Raw genomic sequence first — 1833 nt, 5'->3', positions numbered from 1 at the left:
GCCGCCGCGCCTCCTCCAGCAGCAGCGGCAGCCCCCGCGTGCCGTCCAGCAGATCGAGGAACCCCTGGGTGGCGCTGTCCAGCGGACCCAGCGTCAGCGCCTGCGCCGGGGTCATCCCGAACTGCACGGTGCTCAGATCCCGCCACCCGCGCCGCAACGCCGGCTTCACCCTCGGATGCACAGCCACCACCCCCGTCGTCGTCATGAAACCCGGGCCGTACGTTTCGGAGACCCCCGGGGCACGCACCCCCGGGCACGCGCCCCGGCGCACCACCCCGGGCCGCGCACCCCGGACCTTCGGAACCACGGCCCCGGAGCCCGGCCCGCACAGGCCCCGGCCCTTCGCCGGAACCCTCGTCCCGGCCGTCACCCTCAGCATGCCCACCTTCGCGGAAACCCGCCGAAAGTTATCCACAGGTATCGGCATCAGTCGTACAAGTCGGCCGCTCGGAGCACCCGGACGCCACGGGAACGACACCGAACCGTCCCGGAGTCAAGACTTCTCCCGTGTGCAGCGGGTAACGTCAGGGCGTGTCCGCCGACCCACTGCACGCCGGAACATCACAGCGCAGCACGACGAACGCGCCGCAGAGCGGCTCGAAGGCGAGTGCGATCGAGGTCCGCAGGAGCGCCCGGCGCCGCCGGACGGTCTCCGCGTACCGCGAGGGCGACCGCACCGTCGTGCTCATCCCTGCCCGGATGTCCGAGGCCGAGGAGAAGCGCTGGGTGACTGTCATGCTCGACAAGCTGGCCGCCCAGGAGAGCAAACGGGTCCCCGGCGACGCCGAGCTCTCCGAGCGGGCGCAGCGGCTGTCCGCGCAGTACTTCGAGGGGCGCGCGCGGCCCAGCTCGGTGCGGTGGGTGACCAACCAGAACACCCGCTGGGGCTCCTGCACGCCCGCGGAGGGCAGCATCCGGCTCTCGCACCGGCTGAAGGGCATGCCGGAGTACGTCATCGACTACGTCCTCCTGCACGAGCTGGCGCATCTCCTCGTACCCGGCCACGGGCCCGACTTCTGGCGGCTGCTGGAGGCCTACCCGCGCACCGAACGCGCGCGCGGGTACCTGGAGGGCGTCGTCTCCGCCGACCGGCTCCCGCATCTGCCGGGCGCGCGCGGGGAGTGACGCCGGGCGCGTGTTGTGTACCGGGTCTGTACCGACTTCCTGCGATGTCAGAGCCAGCGGTTAGCCTGGCGCGAACGAACTCGCAGCCGGAGTGGGGGACGGTCGTTGCACATGCCCAGGGAATTCCAACGCGGCCACAAGGCCAAGGTCGCCGATCTGACGGCGGGCACGGATCTGTACGTGGGGGTACGGATCTCGGCGCCGGGACTGGCCTTCGACATCAGCTGCTTCGGACTGGACGCCGACGAACGGCTCTCGGACGACCGGTACTTCGTCTTCTTCAACCAGCCGAAGTCGCCCGAGGAGTCCATCCAGCTCCTCGGTGAGCAGGCCGGGGACACGGAATCCTTCCGGGTGACCCTGGACCGCGTCCCGCCGCAGATCCAGAAGCTGTCCTTCACCGCGACGATCGACGGCGACGGCCAGATGTCGCAGATCGCCCCCGGCTACCTGAGGATCGTCGCCGGCGGCGAGGAGGTCGCGCGGTACGCCTTCGACGGTTCGGAGTTCTCCACCGAGCGCGCGGTGATGCTCGGCGACTTCTACCTCAAGGACGTCTGGCGGTTCGCGGCGGTCGGCCAGGGCTTCGACGGCGGCCTCGAAGCGCTGCTGAAGAACTTCGGCGGCGAGGTCGCGGAGGAGGAACCGCCCCCGGCACCCGAGCCCCCGGCCGCGGCCCCCGGCTTCGCCCCACCCGCCTTCGCACCC

The 1833-nt window shown here is 71.1% G+C and carries 2 protein-coding genes and 1 pseudogene; 2 read left to right on the top strand and 1 reads right to left on the bottom strand.

What is annotated here, in order from left to right:
• A pseudogene (locus tag AOK24_RS46120) lies at positions 1 to 181 on the bottom strand (ThiF family adenylyltransferase); the annotation flags it as partial.
• Positions 182 to 531: 350 nt separating this feature from the next.
• Between AOK24_RS46120 and AOK24_RS20515 the strand changes: the two are divergent.
• Both AOK24_RS20515 and AOK24_RS20510 read left to right on the top strand, forming a co-directional pair.
• Positions 532 to 1125, top strand: coding sequence for a M48 metallopeptidase family protein (locus AOK24_RS20515; protein WP_055721521.1), 594 nt, complete (start codon positions 532 to 534; stop codon positions 1123 to 1125).
• 111 nt (positions 1126 to 1236) lie between these two features.
• A partial coding sequence (locus tag AOK24_RS20510; protein ID WP_167376850.1) for a TerD family protein occupies positions 1237 to 1833 on the top strand: 597 nt, incomplete at its 3' end.

Source organism: Streptomyces niveiscabiei (assembly GCF_001419795.1).
In the GTDB taxonomy this organism is placed as follows: Bacteria; Actinomycetota; Actinomycetes; order Streptomycetales; family Streptomycetaceae; genus Streptomyces; species Streptomyces niveiscabiei.
Note: the sequence above shows the minus strand (reverse complement) of the source record. Positions and strands in the feature narration are given on the sequence as shown.